Origin of the sequence: Pseudodesulfovibrio sediminis (genome assembly GCF_020886695.1) — a bacterium.
Classification (GTDB): domain Bacteria; phylum Desulfobacterota; class Desulfovibrionia; order Desulfovibrionales; family Desulfovibrionaceae; genus Pseudodesulfovibrio; species Pseudodesulfovibrio sediminis.
Map to the genome: position 1 here is coordinate 2996601 of NZ_AP024485.1, position 21401 is coordinate 3018001.

Sequence of the window (21401 nt, forward strand, 5' to 3'; positions counted from 1 at the left end):
TTAGCTGGCCTTTACTTCGTTCCAGATGCGGACCCACTTGCCGTAGTCGGAGGGGTTCTCCTTCCAGACAAAGTTGTCCATGACGCTGAGGTCCTTGATGAAAATGCGATCCTGTTCTTCAGCGGACAGGGAGTCGCGGGCCGTGGAGGTGCTGATGGCATACGGACCGTCAAGCGCGAGCTTGTGGCCGTAGTCGGGGCCGAGCACGAAGTTGATGAGTTCGTGTGCCGCGGCAGCGCTTTCCGGTGTGGTGCCCTGCGGAATGGCGCAGGTGTCACACCAGCCGATGACGCCTTCCTTGGGTTTGGCCATGCCCATGTCGATGCCCTTGGCGCGGAGATCGTAGTAGGGCGGCACCCAGGAGAATGCGCAGACGACTTCGCCAGCTGCAAAGAGGTTGGTGAGGTCGGCAATGGAGTTCCAGTAGGTGCGCAGCAGTTTCTTCTGGGAGATGCAGGCCTTTTTGCATTCGGCCAGTTCCTTGTCGTCCATTTTGAAAATACGGTCGCGATCAATACCGACATACATGGCGGCGATGGCGATGCCTTCCAGTGCGTAGTCACGCATGGCCAGGCGGCCTTTGTATTTGGTGCCCTCGAACAGGGTGGACCAATCAGGCTCTTCATCCATCAGATCGGCACGGTATACGATGGGGTTGATGCCCCAATAGAAGGGGATGCCGTAGGTCTGGCCGTCTTTTTTGCCCAGCGAGGTGTTCTTGAACGGTGAATACAGTTTCGCGGCATTGGGGATTTTGGCGAGATCGAGCGGCTGGAGGAGACCCGCAGCGACATAGAGCTCAACCTTGTCCAGTCCGGGGGTGATGAGGTCCCAGTCGGAACCGCCACCGGCACGGATCTTGGCGAACTGTTCGTCATCGGAGCCGATAAAGCCTTTTTGAATGGAAATGCCTGAGCTTTTGACGAAATCCGCAATGTATTTGTCATAGGCGAGGTTCTCCCAGGTGAGCCAGTTCACCTCTTTGGCTGATGACGCCATGGACATGCCGGGGAGGCCGGCCATCAGTGCTCCAGTTGCTCCCATTGCCGCCAGTTTCATGAATTCTCTTCTACGCATGGTCCCTCCTTGGGAAGTGCTGAGTTGTGCGGGTGTTGTGATGTGAGCAATAAGAGCAAGTCGTATGCCATCTGGTGGATACGTTCTTGTTGAATTAGCTTTTTTTGAAAAAAAATTGGCGTCAAAATTGAATTTAATCACAATAAATTACAAAAAAAGCAAAATATGGTCAAATTGGTCGGAGTCAGTGGGCGCTCTTCGTCCTGATGGAGGCTTGAGCCCGGGGGTGAAGTTGAGGAAAGTTCTCGATGAAAGCGGTTTTGTATCATTTTGATACCAGATTGCGCCTCAGAGCTTGATTCAAACCGAGTAACACCATGATATACCGCCTGTTCTTGGATTTGAAAGGGGTAGATTTTTCATGGTATCGTTTTGATATTTCGATTAACAAAAATGTTGCAGTTTTGCCGAAATCCAGCGGTGGCGCGTTTTTAGTCAGAATATCTGGTGTTGTTTTAATATATTAATCGACTGAAATAATGAGGACAAAATATGACCAGCATGCTTGGGTACTTTTTTTGGAGTATCGACAAAACGAGAGTACATTGATAACTGGTTATTCAATGAAAATTGAGTACCTGTTTATAGAATAGTAGTGGTGGAATCTGGCGTGAATCAGGGATATGTGTATGGTTGTCATATTAGTTCTCATACGAGTCCTGTTATTGGTATCAGCCTTTTGTCTGTTGGTGTACGTGGGGCGGAAAGAGCATGTGCGGCGTGCCTCCGGTTGGATCTGGGTGATTCTCGGGTTCGGCGCTGTTGCGTTGGGAAGCCTTCTCCAGTTGGGCATGAATGTGCCCGCACTTCAAGAATACATCCTGTTCTCCGATCTGGAGACCAACAATCTGTTTGCGGAAATCTTTGGGTATTCCCTGGGTATTTGTTTTGTTCTGATGGGGGTCTGGAAGCTGGCGCCGACCCTGTATAAGTTTTATGTTTCAGAGCAAAAGCTGAAGGCAAGCGAACAGAGACTGCAGGCTATCGTCAACTCTTCCATCCAAGGTATTGTGATCGTTCAGGGAGGCAATATTGTCTTCACGAATCCAAGCATGGAAAAGATGTTCAATTGTACCAAAGAAGACTTGATCGGTGCCAGGGCGATAGATTTCATCGTCAAGGCTGATCAGGACAGGGTGTATGCTCGCCGGGATGCGATCCTTGCGCAAAAGAAGGACAAAAGCATCGGCAAATACAAACTCCTGACCAAGGATGGTGATATTCGTTCTGCACTCATCTCCGCTCAATACATCAAGTGGGACGGGGAAGACGCGTTTCTAAGCATCATCTCCGATGTCACGGAGTTGGAACAGATTGAAGAGAGCCTCTCGGCCATTGTCAATACGGCGACTGAAGCCATCGGCATATTTCAGGATGAGCACCTTGTGTATTGCAACCCGATCATGATCTCGATGTTCGGGTATTCATTCGAGGAATTGCAGAGCATACCGTTCTATGACTTTGTCCATCCGGAAGACAGGGAAATGCTCTACAGGCGATATGGCGATCGTCAGGCCGGAAAGGATGTGCCCAATCAGTATGATTGCCGTCTCCTTACGCGTGACGGTACCCTTGTCTGGGTCATGATCAGTGCCGGTATCATGAACTGGAAGGGCAGGGTGGCGACCATCACCATCCTGACCAACGTGACCGAACGCAAAAAGCATGAAGAGGAGATTCGTCTGGCCAAGAAAAACCTTGAGGCCCGGGTTGAGGAGAGAACACGGAATCTCAGTGAGATCAACGAACAGCTCATGGAGATCAACAATCAGAAATCCGCTTTTGTCTCTGCGGCATCGCATGAAGTGAGGACGCCCCTTGCCTCGATTCTCGGTTTCGCCATTCTCGTGAACAAGACGCTGAAGAAAACGGTTGTTCCTGCTGTCGAGGAAGACGCTGAAGTGCTTGCCAAGGTGGAGCGGGCCATTGGAAATCTCGATATTGTCAAGGAAGAGGGAGAGCGGCTGACCCGGCTTCTCGATGGAATACTGGACATCAGCGAGATCGAGGCTGGCAGAATGGAATGGCGGGACGAATCCCTGCTGATCCTGCCTCTTGTGGAAGTGGCCATGGCAGAGGCCAAATTGCAGCTGTCGCCCGGGGTTTCAATGCAGGTGAAGGCCGACAGCATCGCGTATCGCGTGTTTGCGGATCTGGATCGTATCACCCAGGTCGTCACCAACCTGCTCGACAACGCGGTCAAGTTCACGAACGAGGGCGAGATCATCGTGTCAATTTGTGAAAAGGAAACAGATGTTTTGGAGATCCGTGTTTCGGATACCGGAATCGGGATGACGTCTGAAGAACGGCAACTGGTTTTTCAGAAATATTATCAGGCTGATTCCTGTTTCAAGGGGATATCCATGGCTTCTAAGGGAGCCGGTCTCGGATTGGCGATATCCAAGGAGATCGTCGAATATTATGGTGGCGAAATCGGTGTTGAACCTGGTCCGGGAGGCGTTGGCTCAAGCTTTTATTTCACGTTACCGTTGTTGAGGACCGAGTAGACACCTGGTCATATCTCCAAGCTGATTCCATTGCCCTGTTTTGTCTTTTTGCCGATGCCAATGTGAGAGCGCGTTTCCATGAAGCTGTTTTATTCCTGCCTGATTGCGTGTTGCTGTTTCCTTGTCATTCACCCGCTGCGTTGTCTGGCGGTCGAGGAAGGTGATCCGCGTCACGTCATGGGTGTCGGTGCTTCATGGTTGCCGAGTCCTTTTTCCTGAGAGTGCAGTGTCGATTGGCGTCATCCTGTCCGCCTGCAACTGTGCATCGGTATCCTGACCATTACCACAAAGAGAGCACCGTCTTCTGGATACCGCGTGCCCCTAAGCGCAGACCGTGGAAGTCCTGGTTGGGGCAGGCCGAAAAACCGGGCTTGCATCGCTTTTGCCGACGGTGTTAAAGGAGGAACGCTTGAAGTGAGCATAGACAGCCTGTTCGGTGCCGCGCCCCTTCAAACGCTTTTTGAACACAGAACCTGGAGATTCTACTCATGGATACCAAACTGCTCGAAGAATTGACCACACTGATCGACAACTGGGATGCTGACCCGAACAAGACCAAGGAATGCTTCACCGGCCTGAAGGATCATCTGGAAGGATTGGATGGGGTCAACCTGGATTTCGTGGCCCGTCCCGGCATCACTTATTCATTGCGGGCCGCACATGCCAAACAGACCAAGCGCAGCCTGTTCGCCATGGTCGACGTCATTGATGACGATCCGGCTGATCGCTGGCTGTCTGTCTGTTTTTACAAGGAACTGGTAAGCGATCCTGACGAACTGGGTGATGAAGTCCCCGGCGGCCTGCTTGGGGAAGACGCCTGCTGTTTTGACGTTGATGCAAAGGACGACGCGCTGATGGCGTATATCAAGGATCGTCTGAGCGAAGCGTGTGAGGCGGCCTCCAAGGAAGCCTAGAACTCGTAATGAATCATTCTGGAGTGAAGTCCGATTCCGTTGCGGAGTCGGACTTTTTTGTGTGCAGGGGGCTGTAAAAGACCGGACGAGGCCTCGCCGGGGCCGTTCGCTCAGCGCAAATGGGATCAGTCTTCGATGGTGAAGGGGAGCGAGATATGAAAGGTGCTGCCCTGGCCAAACGTGCTTTCCACCCAGATTTTGCCTTTGAGCTTTTCGACGATATGCTTGGATATGGCCAGTCCGACACCAGAGCCCGAGAACCGTTTGGTTATGACTTTTTCACCGATTTCAAAACTGTTGAAGATAGTCTTCAGCTTATCTTCCTGTATACCGATGCCGGTGTCGGTCACCGTCATTTTGAGCATGGCCTTGTTCTCATCCAATCCGGCGAAATTGTCCGGGTCCACGCGGACATCCAGACGGACCGACCCCGCTTCAGTGTAGCGGAACGCATTGATCAGGACGTTGTTGAGAGCCTGTATGGTCTCCACTGGTGCGCCATACACGGTCTTCGGGAAATCCGCTTGAATGGTGAACTGAAAATCGAGGCCTTTTTTTTCGGCGTAGGTTTTGAAAATGGCTGCCTGTTGTGAAAGAGCCCGTTGGAAATCAAAGGTCTCGAACTCGATTTTGACGGCCTCGGATTCGAGGGTGGTCAGGTCGAGCAGCTGATCAAAGATGTTGGTCAGGTGTACGGCCCCTTCGTTGATGGGGCGGATCAGATCCAGCCGCTCGGTATCGGAGTCCATCTCGATGAGCAGGGTGGAGAGCCCCATGATATGGTTGAGGGGAGTGCGGAGCTCGTGGCTGATATTGGCCAGAAATGCGGATTTCGCTTTGCTCGCTACATCCGCCTTTTCCTTGCTGCTTTCCAGCTCGCGGGTGCGTTCCGCCACCCTGGATTCCAGTTCACGGTTCTGGTTGTACAAGGCCAGGTGCGTCTTGATGCGTGCCTGGACAATGGCCGGGTTGACCGGTTTGGTGATATAATCCACTGCGCCAAGGGCCAGGCCTTTGGCCTCATCTTCGACCTGCGCTTTTGCCGTGATGAAAATGATGGGGATTTTATTGGTGCGCTCATCGCTTTTGAGGCGTTTGCATACTTCGTAGCCATCCATGTCCGGCATCATGATGTCGAGCAGGACGAGATCAGGCGGAGTTTGCTGAATACGCTCCAGTGCTGTCTTGCCGTTAAGGGCGACCAGCAATTTGTAGTCATCCTTGAGGATATCCACCAGAAGGTCGATATTCATGCTGTTGTCATCGACCAGCAAAACGATTGGACGGTCAACCTGAGTCATATGAATCCCGTAAAAATAGGTTTATCCAAAGTGTTAATTTACCGGATTTTATACGTTTGAGCAAGCCGGATAGACTTTTTGTTTGCATAATCCCGTGGCGGCAGGGATCAGAGCCCCTTCTTGGGATCGAAATCCTGGCCGAGTGCAGCCGGTGCTTCAATGTTCCATCCTTTGGAAAACGTTTTGAGAATGGGATGGCGGCGTACCAGATCCTGCACCCACCCCATGCGGCCCATGTTCACGGCCAGCAGGGTAAGTATCATCATCGGGAAAGGCGCTACCTGGAAGACCGGAGCAGGAATGGAAGGGAAATATTCCTGCAGATAGATGCCCGAGACCTGTAGGGCGGCAAAGAAAAACGCGCCGAGTGCTGTGCGGACAGGGTGCCAGCCGCCGAAAATGACGATGGCCAGTGCTATCCAGCCCGCGCCTTCACATCCCTGTGGCCGCCCCCAGCCGGGCTTGACGGCCAGCGAGTATGCCGCGCCAGCCATGCCCACCAGTGCGCCACCGGCCAGACAGTAGTAGAGACGGACCAGCCGAACGCGAATGCCGCGTCCGAACGCGGCCCTGGGAGATTCGCCCACGGCCCGCAGGCGCATGCCGCCCTGGGTGCGGAACATCCACCACCAGCAGCAGAAGATGGCAGCCAGGGCGAGGTATACGATCGGCGATTGTGAACCGAAAATGGGACCGATGAAGGTGATGTCGCCCACGCCGGGAATGGTCCACAGACCGAGGTCCGGTCCGGGTTGCCGTGAATAATTGTGGCCGAGAAAATAGGCGAGATCACGGCAGAGCAGCGTCAGGATGAACCCCACCGCGAGTTGGGACTGGCCGAGATAGATGCCGACGATGCCGAGTATCCCGGCAATGGCAGCGCCCACGGCCATGCCCGCCAGCACGCCGAGCCATGGGTTGTCAAAGGCTGCCGAGCAGGCAAAGGCCGCCATGGCCGACAGCAGGATGGAGCCGTCCAGGGACAGATTGATGATGCCCGCCTTTTCGGTGAGCGTTTCTCCCAGCGTGGCCAGCACCAAGGGCGCACCGGCGACAAGGATGGCCGCAAGGGTCAATGCAAACGTTTCCATTTAGTTCGTCTCCCTTCTTTGTCTGAACCACAGTCGCATGCCCTGAATGATGAACAGCGACAGGACCATGACGCCCTGGATCACCCCGGACAGGGAAGAATCCAGCCCCATTTGAAGGGGGAGTTGGATGGAACCCACGTTGAGAATGGAGAAAAAGAGGCAGATAAAGGGCACCAGCGGCAACCGGAACGAGGCCATCATGCCGACCAGCAGGGCCGTGTAGCCGTAGTTGGAGGAAATGGCCGGCAGCAGGCGATGGTAGACGCCGAGCACCTGCGTGGCTCCAGCCAGTCCGGCCAGCGCGCCACAGAGCATGAAGGCCTGCAGCAAGCGACGGCGTGGTCCGAGGGAAAACAGTGTGGCGGCCTTGGTGTTTTCACCCACGGCGCGCATCTTCAACCCCCACGTTGTGCGGTGGAGCAGAATGTAGATACACAGGATGGCGGCGATGGCCAGAGCCAGTCCGACCCAACTGACCGAGAGCGTGCCGAGTCTGGGCAGCCAGAGCGAGATATCCAGCGGCTGCGTGCCGGACATGGAGGCCACACCGGGGCGCTTCCATGGACCGAAGATGAGCCACATGGTCACGCCCAGCGCGACGAAGTTGAGGCCAAGGCCGGAGAAGATTTCATGGACACGACCGAACACGCGCAGCAGTCCGGCCAGCAAGGCCCAGACCGCGCCGCCGAGCATGGCGGCGGCAAAGCCGAGGATGATTTGCACAACGCCGCCGCCTTCCGGGAAGAAGCGAAGCGCCGCGGTGCAGAACACCGCTCCCATGATGACCTGTCCTTCCACGCCGATGTTCCACAGCCGGGCAGTGAACGGCACGAGCAGTCCCACTGCGCACAGGGTGAGCGGCACCCAGCCCGCGAGCACGCGGCCTATTTTGGACATGGAGCCGAGGCCGCCCTTGAAGAGGACATAGATGGTCTCAAAGGGCGGGGCACCCGAGGGCAGGCAGACAATAATGGTCAGGATCAGAGCCAGTCCGAGGGCGGCGCAGAGCCAGCCGATCTGGGTCAGGAGGGATTCGCGGTTCATTGGCGGGCCTCCCGGATGTCGGCCATGGTCTTGCCCGCCATGAGCGCGCCGACCACTTCCATGCAGATATCGTCGCCTTCCACGATTGCGGCAATGGCCCGGTCGTAGAAGACGATGATCCGGTGGCTGTTTGCCAGCACTTCATCCAGATCGGGAGAGAAGAATATGAGCGTTGCGCCGTCAGCGCACCGGCCTTTCAGGTGGTTCCAGACCTGTCTGGCCGAACCGGCATCAAGACCTCGGGTGGGATGTTCCATGAGCAGCAGCTTGGCCTCGTCTGGCATCAGCGAGAGCAGGAGGCGTTGCTGGTTGCCCCCGGACAATTCGTTGGCCTGGGTGTCTGGATGTGCCTGCAGGTTGAAGGAGTCCACGCATTGGTTTCGGTAGAATTCGGTCAGGTCGCCCTTCTTGTCCGGGAAGGCCAGGGTGATGTGCTCCATGAGGTTGAGGGCCGGAAACAGGGCCATCTGCAACCTGTCGGCAGGGACGAACTGCACGCCTGCCTTGCGCAGGGTGTTGAAGTCATTGGAGCGATAGGCTGTTCCGTCCAGTTCCAATGCGCCTCCGGGCATGCGGTCCAGACCGCACAATCCTCTGAGGAACAGCTCCTGACCGGAACCGTCCAGTCCGGCCAGCCCGATACATTCACCGGGGCGGGCCGTAAAATTCAGGTGCTCCATGGAATATTTGGGACCGGCAAACATGGTGTCGAGCATGCGGAGCCGCGGTGAGGCCGTGTCCTCCAGCGTGGGCAGCTCGCTTTCGACGCCTTCGGCCGTTTCGCCGAACATGAGGTGGACCAGCTCCTTTTCGTCATAGGGCGGAGTGAGCGTACTCACCAGTGCTCCCTGCCGCATGATGAAAATGGAGTCCGCCATTTCAAAGGCTTCCGAGAGCTTGTGGGTCACCAGAATGATGGTGTGGCCTTCTTCCCGGGCCAGCTTTACGAGCAGGTCGAAGAGGTCCTGTTTCTGTTCCGGGGTGATGCCAGTGGTGGGCTCGTCAAGGATCAGCGTGGTTGCGCCGAGGTCCAGCAGACGCAGCAGTTCAAGCAACTGCCGTTCACCCACGGTCAGGCTTGAAACCGGTTCATCAGGCAGGAAACAGGCGTCCAGCCGATAGGAGAGTTCGCCGATGATGTCCACAACCTCGGCCTTGGTGCGCTTGGGCGCGCCGAGTTGGAAATTTTCCCATACGGGCATGGCCGGAAAATCGAGGGGGTCCTGATAGAGCATGCCCACGCCTTTCTGGCGGGCCAGCTTGGGGGTCAGGTGCGAGAGCGATTCACCGTTTATCTCCAGCGTGCCGGAAGTGGGGCGGGTGTGGCCTGCCAGTACGCGCATGAGGGTGGACTTGCCCGCGCCGTTTTCACCGACGAGAGCATAAATGCGGCCGGGTTCGAGAGTCAGGCTGATGCCGTCGTTGGCCCGAACCCGGCCGTAATGTTTGTGTATGTCTTTTAGAACGATCATTCGTTATTTGGCGGACGAGAGTCCTTCCATTCCTTCGAGCAGTTGGTGCATGTACCAGATCTTCTTGTCAGTACCCTTTTCGCCTGCTTCCAGGAAAGGCGTGCCGTCCTGATAGTTGAGCGGGCCGGTGAACAGGTCGATCTTGCCGGAGCCGAGGTCGGCGGTGAATGCGGCAAGCGCCTCTTTGGTGTCAGCGCTCATGCCTTCACCGGCCATGAAGCCCACAGGGGACTTGTCATGGTCATTGATATCTGCCCAGTAGGGGGCGTCCCACTCGAAAGCGGTCTTGTATGTGCCTTCGGCCACCTGTTTGGAGATGCGCAGGAAGCCCGGGCCCCAGTTGAAGTAGGGAACGCCGAGGCAGACATCGCCCTGACCTTCGCAGGCCTTTTCATAGTCGTACGGCAGCGCCCAGATCTTTTTGCCTGCGGCCCTGCGCTGTTTGGCGACAGTCACGACATCAGGGGTGTCGATGCCGGAGATGAGGACGTCGTACCCTTCGTCGACCAGAGAACCGGCCACCTGGGTCGGGTCAGAGGTCACGCCGGGAATATTGAACCAGAAACCGATCCATTTGACATTGAAGGAGAGGTCCTTGATGTCCTTGCCGCGAACCTCGGTCCAGGCATAGGCCGCGCCCAGATAGGCTGCGGACAGGAGACGGCGGGTCTCTTCGTTGATGAGCGGACCGACCACGCCGATCTTGCCGGTTTCGGTGGTCATGGCGGCGGTGAAACCGGCCATCATTTTGGAGTAGTACATCTTGCCGAAGAGGTTGCCGAGATTGCCGGGACCCTTGCCGGTCAGGGCGGCGTCACCGGATGCATGGATGAAAACGATCTCGGGATGCATGGAGGCCGCTTCGATGATGCCGTCTTTCATGTCGTCGGAACCGGCGATGATCAGGTTGGCGCCTTTTTCCACCAGATCGTCAACAACCTGGGGGATGGTCAGGCCGGGGCGATCCGCCGGGTTGACCTTGTCGAGATAGATGAGCTTTGCCCCGGGGAATTGGGCTTCCACGTACTTGGCGCCTTCGTACTGGGCCTGGCTGTATCCCTTGTCGTTATAGGGGCCGACCAGGATCAGCCCGATGGTCGGAGGCACACTCTCCTGTTTTGCCACCGTTTCCGCTTTCTCCGGTGCCTTGGCTTCTTCCTTCTTGGGCTCTGACGAACAACCAAAGGCCATGAGCAGGCATGCGCTCAGAGCGAGTACTATCAGTGTAAAACGTTTCATCCTCTCCTCCATATGTAGGTGTGTTCTCGTGGTCTCCAGGATCGGCTCACGATATCGTGATAAAAAGAGCAATCTGCTCAAAAAAATATTCTTGAATGAGAATACAGGGTCGTGTCAACCGATTCGTTGTCAAACCGGCGGAAAGTGCCTGTTGTCAATGTGCCGGTTTCTCTCTCTTGAAAAAGTGTTTTGACTGCCTCTTGACCGGAGTGTCTTGATGTCTTAATAAGAACACTGTCAGTTGGTATGACCCGTTTGCAGCCGTGCAGCTTGGAGCAAGTAGCGCGGCCTGCTTCTTTTTTTACTTTTTTCATTGTTATTGAATTGAGCGAGGTTTTGAAAATGGATCGCATCCCTATTTGTAAAGAAGGGTACGAGAAAATTACCCAAGAGTTGGCAGACCTGAAAGCCCAACGTCCGGCCATTATCCAGGCCATCAAGGAAGCTCGCGAGGAAGGCGACCTGTCCGAGAACGCCGGCTACGACGCTGCGCGTGAACGGCAGGGTATGCTTGAAGCCCGTATTACATATATTAACTCCAGGATGCCGCTGTTCGATGTGCTCGACCTGAACAAGCTGGACGGCGAACGCGCCACGTTCGGTGCCACCGTGGAGGTTGAAGACATCGACACCGACGAGAAGCGCACTTTCTTGCTGCTCGGCCCTGATGACGCTGATCACAAGAACGGCTCCATCTCCGTGCTTTCCCCTATGGGGCAGGCTCTCTTGGGCAAGGAAGTGGGCGACGAAGCCATTGTGGACGCTCCGCGTGGTCGGATCGAATATGAGATTCTGTCCGTGGATTTTAATGGCTCCGCAAGCTTGAAGATCAAATAGCCTCTCGGAACAAGACCGTGTACACTCGCCCCACCGCTTCAGCGCGGTGGGGTTTTTTATTATGATTGAACCAATTGAAATCACGGACATATCTGATCCTGACATTGCGTGCCGGGGCCTGTGCGACCACTGTGGCAGGGAGCATTCGCTGCCGGTCGGTCCGGCCATGGCGCCTGCCCTTGCGCTGTTTCACAGGCTCGAAAGGGAAGGGCGCATCGACTTTGACGTGCCCGTGTCCGAGGCCAGCCCCTGGATGACGACCGACTATGTGTGGTCCGAGGCCCGAGGGCAGATGTTCGGCGTGCTGGTTGTGCGTGATCAGTCTGGCAGGACAGGAGTGATCAAGGCTTTTTCAGGACAGTACAACTCCAGGTGGCGCGTGCCCGGTTGGGTCGGGCCGCTCCTTGATGTGGAGCGGTTCCGCATGGTCACGGCGCTGGAGGAAAAATGTATCAAACAGATGAGCCGCGAGTTTGAACAGTCTACGGACGCGGCATTGAAAAAAACATTGGCCGATGCCCGAAAAAAGGCATCCCGAAACCTGCAACGCCGGATCCATTCCATGTTTCTCATTCCGAGCTTTGCCCATGGCCGGTCTCCGTTGCCCATGGCGGCCTGTGGTACCGGAGGCATACCCACGGGAACCGGGGATTGCTGCGCGCCCAAGCTTCTGGGCTATGCGGCCCTGAACGGGTTGACCCCGCTCGGGCTGGCAGAGTTTTATTTCGGACGCACCAACCGCTCCGGGACCCGGGAGCACGGCACGTTCTATCCGTCCTGCAAGGACAAATGCGGCCGCATTCTCGGCTATATGCTCTGCGGCCTGGAGGACGCACGACAATGAACGACCTGATCATTCTGCATGAAGACCCTGTTCTCGTGGTGGTGGACAAACCCAGCGGGCTGTTGTCCGTACCCGGCAAAGGGGAGGCCAACCAGGATTGCGTGGTTTCCCGTATCAAGGAGATGTATCCCGGCTGCATAGATCAGCCGTCCGTGCATCGACTGGATCAGGATACCTCCGGTCTGTTGGTGCTGGCGCTGACCACCGAGGCCCATCGCAACCTGTCGGTCCAGTTCATGGATCGCCTCGTGGGCAAGCGGTATATCGCGCTTGTCGATGGTGTGGTCGAGGCGCAGAACGGTCTTATCGAGTTGAAGTTTCGACTGGACCCGGATAATCGCCCCTATCAGGTCTATGATCCTGAAAAGGGCAAGCTCGGCATCACCCGTTGGCGCAAGCTCGGTGTGGAAGACGGTCGGACCCGGGTGGAGTTCATGCCGCATACAGGCCGCACCCACCAGCTCAGGTTGCATTCGGCTCATGAGAAAGGGCTGGGGTTCCCCATTGTCGGTGACAGGCTGTACGGTACAGGCACGGGGCCGGGGCAGCTCAAGCTGCACGCGTCCACGCTTCGATTCCGCCATCCGAAGACCCGGCAACCTCTGGAGTTCACTTCTCCTGCGCCGTTTTGATCCGGCCCGTTTTCTGGCTTTGTCGCATGCGATGCGACTCTCCAACGGACCATGTGTTTTCATTCTTGTTTTATTGTGGATGGCGTTTTCTTGCTTAAAAGTGGAATTTCGACTGGGGAGTACCACTTTTGTCCTTTTCTGTTCCCATTTATGTCATTAAAAGAATCTTTTAAATCAGTATGTTGTAAAAAATACCTTTTTTTATTGCAAAATTGTAATAGCAAAGAGGGGTAAATCGGTGTCAAAACTACATTTTCGTAGTATTATGCGGTAAGTTCAAAAAGTCTAGACTCTTAACCACCTATTTATTCAGTCTTTTTATTGTTTGGCATATAACTTGGTATAGGGGTGGGATTAGATAATAAGGGTCAGGCGCCCTTTGGTCCGGGTGACGCCGGGAAACAATATTTACATGCCTGAAGGAGTATTTACATGAGCGGATACCAGACTCGTCAGAACGCAATCAATGCGGTGACAAATTACAAACCCATAGACAAGCCTCTCAACTTCGCCGAGACTTCCCCCGCGGAAATCTACGGTTCCAATGTCTTTAGCGATAAAGTCATGAAGAACATGCTGCCCAAGGACGTGTACAAGTCCCTGATGGCAACCAAAAAAAGCGGCGAAGCCATTGATTCGTCCATTGCGGGTCCTGTTGCTGCTGCCATGAAAGAATGGGCGCTTGCCAAAGGTGCCACCCACTACACCCATGTTTTTTACCCCCTGACTGGTTTGACTGCTGAGAAGCATGACGGTTTCCTCGCTCCTGACGGTGAGGGCGGCGCCATCGCCGAATTCGACGCCAAGCTGCTCATTCAGGGCGAGCCTGACGCTTCCTCCTTCCCGTCCGGCGGCCTGCGCGCCACCTTTGAAGCCCGCGGTTACACCGCCTGGGACGTGACCAACCCGGCCTACATCCTGGAAAATCCCAATGGCACCTTCCTGTGCATCCCGACCGCCTTCATTTCCTGGAAAGGGCATGCACTGGACAAAAAGACTCCGCTGCTGCGCGCCAATCAGGCCATCAACAAATCCGCAACCCGTTTCCTCGGCCTCTTCGGCACCGACAACGGCGAAATGGTTGTTTCCAACGCCGGTCCCGAGCAGGAGTACTTCCTGCTTGATCGCAATTTCTACTTCGCCCGTCCCGACCTCATGGTCTGCGGACGCACACTGTTCGGCGCCAAGCCTGCCAAGGGCCAGGAGCTGGACGATCACTACTTCGGCGCCATCCCGCGTCGCGTGCTGGCCTACATGCTGGAAGTCGAGCGCGAGCTGTACAAGCTGGGCGTGCCGGTCAAGACCCGTCACAACGAAGTCGCTCCCGGTCAGTTCGAGATCGCTCCGATCTTCGAGCAGGCCAACCTGGCCACCGACCACAACCAGATGGTCATGACCATCCTGAAGTCTGTTGCCAAAAAATACGGCATGGCCTGCCTGCTGCACGAAAAACCGTTCGCCAACATCAACGGTTCCGGTAAACACCTGAACTACTCCCTGTCCACTCCGTCTCAGGGCTCCCTGTACTCCCCCGGTGACACCCCGCACGAGAACATGCAGTTCCTGACACTGACCGCTGCCACCATCCGTGCAGTGGAAAAATACGGCAAGCTGCTCCGCGCTGTCGTCGCCTCCGCAGGCAACGACCACCGTCTGGGCGCCAACGAAGCTCCCCCGGCCATCCTGTCCATCTTCCTGGGCGGCGAGCTGGCTGAGATCTTCAACCAGATCGAACTGGGCGACCTCAAAGGCACCAAGGCCAAAGGCATGCTCCGTGTCGGCGTCGACACACTGCCTCCGCTGCCCATGGATTCCGGCGACCGTAACCGCACCTCTCCGTTTGCCTTCACCGGCAACCGCTTCGAGTTCCGCGCTGTCGGTTCCAACCAGTCCATCGCCGGAGCACAGGTTGCATTGAACACCATGCTGTCCGAATCCCTCGACTATGTCTGCGACGAGATCGAAAAGCTCACCAAAGGCAAGAAGGCCAAGCTCAACGAAGCCTGCCAGAAAGTTATTCAGGGCATCATGAAAAAACACGGTCATGTCATCTTCAACGGCGACGGCTATGCTGATGCATGGCAGAAAGAAGCCAAGAAGCGCGGCCTGCCCAACCTGAAGACCACTGCTGACGCGCTGCCGGTCCTCATGGACAAGGACGTCATCGAGATGTTCGAGAAGTACAGCGTCCTGAGCAAGGACGAACTGCATTCCCGTTGTGAAATCTACCATGAGCAGTACAACCAGATCATTCTGACCGAATCCCTGATGTGCGCGAAGGTCGCCAAGACCATCATCCTGCCCGCAGCCATTCGCTACCAGGGTGAGCTGGCCGACACCGCCGCCTCCATCAAGGCCGCCGGTATCGAGCCTCGCACTACGTTGCTCCAGGATATCACCGACAAGTTGCGTGATCTCCAGGAAAGCATCGTGGCTCTGGAAAAACTGATGGAGAAGGACAACTTCAAGTCTGTGGAAGCCGAAGCTGTCTACAAGACCAAGAAGGTCCTGCCCGCCATGCTGGCTGTCCGCGAAATCGTCGACGCTCTCGAAGGCGTTGTCGCAGATGACCTGTGGCCCCTGCCCAGCTACCAGGAAATGCTGTTCATCAAATAGTATTCCCCAGTAGAACTGATATTCAAGGACCCCGGTGCTCTGGCACCGGGGTCTTTTCGTGTTTCGGTTCGTGTGTATGAGATTCATTGCCGGGAGCTATGCAATTCATAACTACTTGTTCCCATCCGAGGCAAAGATTGGTATCAGGCCAACAGCTCTTTCAGGAGGAGATAATAATGAAAAAATGGTTTGCCGTTGTTGTGGTTTGTATTGCTCTGCTGGTTGCGCAGCCTTCGTGGAGTTTTGATTTGACGTTGTTGCATGTCAACGACACGCATTCGTATCTGGATACGACCAGGGACAAGCTCAAACCAGAGGGAAAGTCCACATATGTCGAGATGGGATCGTGGGCGCGATTGACCTCTGCGGTCAAGCAGGTGCGCAGAGAACGGCAGAATGTGGCGTTGCTGCACGCGGGCGACGTGATCCAGGGTGACCTCTACTTCATGAAGTACGGCGGACAGCCGGAAATGGAGTTCCTGAATCGTTTGCAGTTCGACGCCATGGTGCTTGGCAACCATGAGTTTGACAAAGGGCCGAATTTTCTTATCAAACTGCTACAGTACACACAGGTTTCCGTATTGTCGGCGAATATTGATGCAGGCCAGTTTCCCGCTCTGGAGGCTCAGTTCAAGCCCTATACCATCCTGAATTTCGGGACTGACAAGGTCGGCATCATCGGTTTGACGACCAAGGAGACGCCCACGATCTCCAGCCCCGGCGCTCTCCGTTTCGAGGATGAAGCGGCGACCGCCAGAAAATATGTCGCCATGCTCGAAAGGCAGGGCGTGAACAAGATCGTCCTGCTCACCCATGTCGGCTTTGGCCGCGACAAGGAGCTCGCCGCCAAGGTGCCCGGAGTGGATGTCGTTGTCGGTGGTCATTCGCATACCCTCCTGGGCGATCCCGCAACCATGAAGGCTCTTGGCAAGACGCCGGAAGACACCTATCCGGTCACGGTCAAAGGGGCGAACGGCGATCCGGTCTATGTCGTTACGGCCTGGAAGTGGGCCCGTATTTTGGGGCGTCTGGACGTGACGTTCAATAAAAAGGGCGTGATTACGGCTGCCGAAGGCAAGCCTATTTTGCTGTTGGCCGATTCCTTCCGCCGGAAGAATGCGGAAAAGAAGAAGGTCGAAGTACAGGGCGTGGAGCGTGAGGCCCTGCTGACTTTCATTCGCTCCAACCCCATGGCCACTATTGTCGCGCCGGATGCTGAAGCCGAGGTCTTTCTCACTCCCTTTAAGAAGGGTGTTCAGGCCATGCGTAACGAAGTCATAGGGGTGGCCGATGTCGCGTTGCCGCATATCAGGGAGCCCGGCGTGGATGAGGACGGTCAGGAATTGACGCAGGGCAGCCTGATCGCTCCCCTGGTCTGTCAGAGCATGTTGGATGCGCTGGCGACCACTGGCGAACCGGCGGACATTGCCTTGACCAACGGCGGTGGCGTGCGTGAGTCCGTGCCGCAGGGCAATATCTCTGTTGGTACGGCCTACACGCTTATGCCGTTCAATAATACGCTGGTCGTGTTGACCATGACGGGCGCGCAACTGACCAAGGCCCTGGAAGGTGGCGTTGAGCGCGGAGATGGAGCCTTTCCGTATGTGGCGGGTGCTCGATATAGTGCCAATATGAACCTGCCGGAAGGCAGCCGCGTGACAAGCGTTGACGTCATGATCGAGGATGGCCGGTGGGAACGGGTGCGGGCAACACGCGCCTATAGGGTCGTCACCAACTCATTTCTCGCTTCGGGTGGGGATGGGTATGTTGTCTTGAAGAATCTCAAATCCAAATACGACACCGGGTTTGGGGATGCCCAATCCTTCATCAAGTATGTAAAAAAGAAAAAGAACCTGATGCCTCTGCCATTTTCCGGTGTGACATATATCACGACAAAATAAGTAAATAGGCAGCAAAGCAGCGTATATACAGCGCAGAAATGCTCCCCCGAAGCGGTCTCCGCTTCGGGGGAGTTGTTTGTCGTGTGGTGCAGCCTGATATTATTCCTTGCAATTAATCACTGTGCCCAATAAATTGTTTGAGTATGGATTATAGTACAATCGAATATGAGACAAGGAATCGAGAGTTGTATGAGCGTTTACGATTTGCAAACCATATTTGACCAATCGAAGGATATTATTGCCGTTTTGGACTTGGATCTCCGATACGTCATGGCAAACCTGGAGTATTGCCGCTATTGGAGTAAAGAGCGGGACGAGGTGCTGGGCACGCATCTGGTGGACGTGATCGGCGAGAAGCCCTTTGACTCCCTGGTTCAGGGCTGCATGCAACGTTGCGTGAAGGGCGAAGTGGTGCATTTCGAGAAGTGGTTGGATTTCCCCGCAGTCGGCAGACGGTTCATGGACGTCAAATACACGCCATACAGAGATGAATCGGACACGATTATCGGGGTTTGTCTCATGTCCAGAGATGCAACGGAACGGATGGAGTATATCGAGGCTGTCAAAAATGAGCGAAATAAGTTTGATGGCATCCTGACCTCTCTCAATCTGGGAGTGGCGCTCTACAATCCTAACCTGACCATTCAATGGGCCAACAGGTTCATGTATGAAATGTATCCCTGTCAGGATATGGTCGGCCACAAGTGCCATGAAATGTTCTGGGGAAAAAAACATACCTGCGATGATTGTCCGGCCCTCAAGAGTTTGGAGTCTGGCGAGACGCACAGCGTGGAGCGGTATGTCGACAACCAGGATCGTTGGATTTCCCTGACCTCCATTCCCATCAAGAACGACCGAGGCGAGATCGTTCAGATTCTTGCCCATGTGGTTGATATCACCGAAAAGAAATGGTCATTGAATAAATTGGAGGCCCGGGAGGCAGAGCTGGCCAGCATTTTCAGGACAACGCAGGTGGGGATCGGCGTTGTCAAGGATCGCGTGGTTCTCCAGGGGAATGACTATTTCTTTTCCATGCTCGGATACGAAAGGAATGAACTGCTCGGGCAAAATGTTCGCGAGATTTATTCGACACAGGAGGAGTATGACTACGTCGGCTTCAGCGGGTATGCCAAGATGGAGGAAGAAACAACCGCCACGATGGAAACCCAACTGGTGTGCAAGGATGGTTCGCTTCGTGATGCCATGATCACCATTACGCCGCTGATTCCGGGACAGCCTGAGGCCGGGGTGACCTTTGTCGGTATGGATATCACCGACTTCAAACGGGCAGACAAGGCGCTGCATCAAAGCGAGCAGCGGTTCAAACAATTATTCGAAGATGTGAATATGATCGCGGTCCAGGGGTATGACCACAGTCGTCACGTCGTCTATTGGAATCCGGCCAGTGAGCATATGTATGGCTTCACGCGTGAAGAGGCCATGGGACAGTTGCTGGAAAATCTGATCATTCCCGATTTCATGCAAGACGCGGTCAAGCAGGGGCACGCAGCCTGGGTCAACGACGGGGTGGCAATCCCTGCCGGAGAGCTGGACCTGACACACAAGGACGGCCACCTCGTGCGGGTGTATTCCAGTCATGTCATGCAGGAGACGGCTTCGGGCGAGAAGATCATGTATTGCCTCGATGTGGACCTTACAGAGATCAAACGCATTCACAGCCAGCTCGTCCTGGCCAAGGAAGAGGCGGAGTTTGCCAACAAGGCGAAATCGGAATTCCTGGCCAACATGAGTCATGAAATCAGAACTCCGCTCAATGGTATCCAGGGAATGCTGACACTCATGCAGGGGACGAATCTTGATTCGGTTCAACGCGAGTACGCCCAGGCCGGGGTGGAGTCGGCAGTGCGGCTCAACCGGTTGCTTTCCGATATACTGGATATTTCCCGTGTGGAAGCGGGGATGATGGATGTTGAATATGTACCGTTTAATCTGCATGAAGCGGTGCAGCATGTGGGAACAATGTTCAAGCTGTCCTTTGAGGAAGCCCAAATTCACCTGCATTGCTCGGTGGCGGATGACGTGCCGGAATATGTTGTGGGTGACAGTGCCCGACTCCAGCAGGTGCTCACCAACCTTGTGGGAAACGCGCTCAAGTTTACGGAATCAGGAGAAGTTCGGGTGGAGGTGTCGCTGCTTCCATCGGTGAGTGAAGGGACGCACCGGGTGTACTTTTCCGTGTCCGATACCGGCATCGGCATCAGTGATGATAAATTGAAAACCCTGTTCGAGCCTTTTGTTCAAGGCAGTCAGGGATACGCCCGGAAATATCAGGGGGCCGGACTCGGGCTTTCCATCTGCAAGCGACTGATGAGTCTCATGAATGGACATATGGCCATGGAGAGTGTGCTGGGCCAGGGCAGCACGGTGCATATGGTCGTTACATTCGGTGAAAAGAAGTCGCAGGATACATCCGATTCACCTTATTTAACGCAGAATGACGGCTTGAGTTTCGGCCTGAACGTACTGCTTGCGGAAGACGACAACGTCAACCGGATGGTGGGGCAGCGGCAATTGGAAAAGGCCGGGTGCATGGTGTCCATCGCATCCAATGGCGTCGAGGCCATAGAAAAATTGCGCAAGCAACAGTTTGATGCGGTCTATATGGACATCCAGATGCCGGAGATGGATGGCGTTGATGCCACACGATGCGTTCGAGCGGGGGTCGCAGGGGTCGAGAACCGTGATGTTCCGATTTTTGCACTGACCGCCTACAGCATGATCGGTGATAAAGCCAAATTCATGAATGTCGGTATGGACGACTACATTCCCAAGCCCATGGAAGTGGAAGATCTGCTGCGTACGTTGCATCTTGCCATGCAGAAAAAATACGGAACAGGCGACGAGCCTGCTCCGTAAGAATATCCGTTTATCAGCGGGCGTGGTGGACGCCTGTAGACCTTAGCAGCCCTTCCAGCTTCCGGATTCGGCACTGGCGACCAACGCATCAAGAGTGTGCATGTTTTCGAAGGCGTCCATGATCGTTGTCGGCGGTGGTGTATCATCGAGAATGGCCTTGGCAAAGGCGTCTCCCTGCAATGTATATTGGTCGCAACTATCAAACGTGATGGAGCGGGACTCCTTGTCCTGCTGAAGGATGATCTCGCACGGCTGGTCCGGCGGGGCATTGAACGGGATCATGATCTCAATGCGACCGGTAGACCCTACGATGTTCACCCGTTGATAGGGTGCTGTCTGCGTTGAGCAGGTGAAGCTTGAGATCCTGCCGCCGAAATCCATCAATCCGGTAAATGTCCGGTCAGTGCCGAACTCCGGGGCCTTGTCCATGGAACCGAGCACTTTTCCCGGTTGTGCGCCAAAGATGAATCGGGACAGGGAGATCGGGTAGCAGCCGATATCCATAAGAGCGCCTCCGCCCATTTCAGGTTTGTTGCGAATGTTTCCGGGGTCAGTATTGCAATAGGAAAAGAATGACTGAATGGTGGTCAATTCGCCGATCTCGCCAGCGTCCACCAGCCGTTTGGCTTCGATCCACTGGGGGTGGTGCCGGTACATGAAGCCTTCCATGACTTTGACATCCGGGGCCATAACCGTGGCGTTGATGACCTTGTTGACCTCGTCACCGGTCAGCCCCATGGGCTTTTCGCACAAGACGTGCTTGTCCTTGTTCATGGCCTTGATGGTCCACTCCACATGCAGGTGGTTGGGCAGGGGGATATAGACGGCGTCGATGGATTTATCAGACAACAGCTTTTCGTAGCTGTCATATACTTTGGGGATGGAAAGTTCGTCAGCTACGGCCTGCGCGCTTTCCTTTGAACGGGACGCGATGGCGACGACTTCGGTATGATTGCCTTTTTGCAAGGCCGGGATGACTTTCTGGCGACCTATTTTGGCGGTGGAGAGTATGCCGAAACGTACTTTTTTCATGAGTTTTCCCTTGAAAG

General features: G+C 55.1%; 15 protein-coding genes. 8 read left to right on the forward strand and 7 right to left on the reverse strand.

Translation table 11 applies throughout. The features are described from left to right. Nucleotides 1-1077, reverse strand: coding sequence for an ABC transporter substrate-binding protein (locus SRBAKS_RS14235; RefSeq protein ID WP_229591552.1), 1077 nt, complete (start codon nucleotides 1075-1077; stop codon nucleotides 1-3). Nucleotides 1078-1706: 629 nt separating this feature from the next. Here SRBAKS_RS14235 and SRBAKS_RS14240 point away from each other — a divergent pair. Beyond that, nucleotides 1707-3584, forward strand: coding sequence for a sensor histidine kinase (locus SRBAKS_RS14240; protein ID WP_229591553.1), 1878 nt, complete (start codon nucleotides 1707-1709; stop codon nucleotides 3582-3584). Between the two features lie 488 nt (nucleotides 3585-4072). Then, nucleotides 4073-4498, forward strand: coding sequence for a hypothetical protein (locus SRBAKS_RS14245; RefSeq protein WP_229591554.1), 426 nt, complete (start codon nucleotides 4073-4075; stop codon nucleotides 4496-4498). Nucleotides 4499-4623: 125 nt separating this feature from the next. Here SRBAKS_RS14245 and SRBAKS_RS14250 read toward each other — a convergent pair whose 3' ends face one another. The 5 genes from SRBAKS_RS14250 to SRBAKS_RS14270 form a co-directional block, all read right to left on the reverse strand. Further along, nucleotides 4624-5799 (reverse strand): hybrid sensor histidine kinase/response regulator, encoded by a 1176-nt coding sequence (locus tag SRBAKS_RS14250; protein ID WP_229591555.1) that lies wholly within the window; start codon nucleotides 5797-5799, stop codon nucleotides 4624-4626. Nucleotides 5800-5906: 107 nt separating this feature from the next. Continuing rightward, the gene (locus SRBAKS_RS14255) at nucleotides 5907-6890 is read right to left on the reverse strand and encodes an ABC transporter permease (protein WP_229591556.1); all 984 of its coding nucleotides are present in this window, start codon (nucleotides 6888-6890) and stop codon (nucleotides 5907-5909) included. Further along, nucleotides 6891-7934: an ABC transporter permease gene (locus tag SRBAKS_RS14260; RefSeq protein ID WP_229591557.1), complete on the reverse strand. Its 1044-nt coding sequence runs from the start codon at nucleotides 7932-7934 to the stop codon at nucleotides 6891-6893. Further along, nucleotides 7931-9406 carry an ATP-binding cassette domain-containing protein gene (locus SRBAKS_RS14265; protein ID WP_229591558.1) on the reverse strand — a complete coding sequence of 492 codons (1476 nt, stop codon included), beginning with the start codon at nucleotides 9404-9406 and terminating at the stop codon, nucleotides 7931-7933. Before SRBAKS_RS14265 ends, SRBAKS_RS14260 begins: the two co-directional genes overlap by 4 nt. A gap of 3 nt (nucleotides 9407-9409) precedes the next feature. Further along, the gene (locus SRBAKS_RS14270; RefSeq protein WP_229591559.1) at nucleotides 9410-10645 is read right to left on the reverse strand and encodes a BMP family ABC transporter substrate-binding protein; all 1236 of its coding nucleotides are present in this window, start codon (nucleotides 10643-10645) and stop codon (nucleotides 9410-9412) included. A 342-nt stretch (nucleotides 10646-10987) separates the two neighbouring features. On the opposite strand from SRBAKS_RS14270, the gene greA reads away from it, so the two are divergent. From greA to SRBAKS_RS14300, 6 genes are all read left to right on the forward strand, one after another. Further along, nucleotides 10988-11482, forward strand: a complete 495-nt coding sequence (gene greA, locus SRBAKS_RS14275) for a transcription elongation factor GreA (RefSeq protein ID WP_229591560.1) — start codon at nucleotides 10988-10990, stop codon at nucleotides 11480-11482. Nucleotides 11483-11543: 61 nt separating this feature from the next. Then, complete coding sequence (locus SRBAKS_RS14280) at nucleotides 11544-12326, forward strand: hypothetical protein (RefSeq protein ID WP_229591561.1); 783 nt, start codon at nucleotides 11544-11546, stop codon at nucleotides 12324-12326. Further along, complete coding sequence (locus tag SRBAKS_RS14285) at nucleotides 12323-12958, forward strand: RluA family pseudouridine synthase (RefSeq protein ID WP_229591562.1); 636 nt, start codon at nucleotides 12323-12325, stop codon at nucleotides 12956-12958. The genes SRBAKS_RS14280 and SRBAKS_RS14285 overlap by 4 nt, the downstream gene beginning before the upstream one ends. A 432-nt stretch (nucleotides 12959-13390) precedes the next feature. After that, nucleotides 13391-15574 carry a glutamine synthetase III family protein gene (locus SRBAKS_RS14290; RefSeq protein ID WP_229591563.1) on the forward strand — a complete coding sequence of 728 codons (2184 nt, stop codon included), beginning with the start codon at nucleotides 13391-13393 and terminating at the stop codon, nucleotides 15572-15574. Nucleotides 15575-15750: 176 nt separating this feature from the next. Next, nucleotides 15751-17475, forward strand: coding sequence for a bifunctional metallophosphatase/5'-nucleotidase (locus SRBAKS_RS14295; protein WP_229591564.1), 1725 nt, complete (start codon nucleotides 15751-15753; stop codon nucleotides 17473-17475). 189 nt (nucleotides 17476-17664) lie between these two features. After that, nucleotides 17665-20352 carry a PAS domain-containing hybrid sensor histidine kinase/response regulator gene (locus SRBAKS_RS14300; protein WP_229591565.1) on the forward strand — a complete coding sequence of 896 codons (2688 nt, stop codon included), beginning with the start codon at nucleotides 17665-17667 and terminating at the stop codon, nucleotides 20350-20352. A 42-nt stretch (nucleotides 20353-20394) separates the two neighbouring features. On the opposite strand, the gene SRBAKS_RS14305 is transcribed toward SRBAKS_RS14300, so the two are convergent. Beyond that, nucleotides 20395-21384: a Gfo/Idh/MocA family protein gene (locus SRBAKS_RS14305; RefSeq protein ID WP_229591566.1), complete on the reverse strand. Its 990-nt coding sequence runs from the start codon at nucleotides 21382-21384 to the stop codon at nucleotides 20395-20397. Between the last annotated feature and the right edge of the window lie 17 nt (nucleotides 21385-21401).